The organism is Dellaglioa sp. CoH-57-MRSF-18 (assembly GCF_056781995.1).
On sequence record NZ_JBXAXX010000199.1, the window covers coordinates 1 to 285 of the forward strand.

Below are 285 nucleotides of genomic sequence, written 5' to 3' on the forward strand. Positions count from 1 at the left end.
GTACAGCGGCGTCTGATCGCAGTCGCGCCCGCAGTACACGACAAACAGTCGCATACCGTCCCGGACGCCGACCCATTTCGGGTCCGTCTGCGTTTTGATCCCGACGAGAGTGCCGAGCGGAAATCGATGGCTCTTTTTCGCGTTATCCGCGCGGTACGTATTGCCAGTTTCAGGATTGATCAAATCGGCTACGTTTTGCACTTTGCGCTCCTTATATGAGAACAGGGCCCGAGTTTACGCCGGGGCCCTGTTCCTGTCAACTACTTACTTCTTTTTCTTGAACGC

1 protein-coding gene is annotated in these 285 nt (G+C 55.1%); it reads right to left on the minus strand.

Features of this window, described 5'->3' with window-relative positions; translation table 11 throughout:
* The coding region (locus AC1RPG_RS08700; protein WP_481762587.1) for a hypothetical protein at positions 1-201 on the minus strand (201 nt) is incomplete at its 3' end.
* Between the last annotated feature and the right edge of the window lie 84 nt (positions 202-285).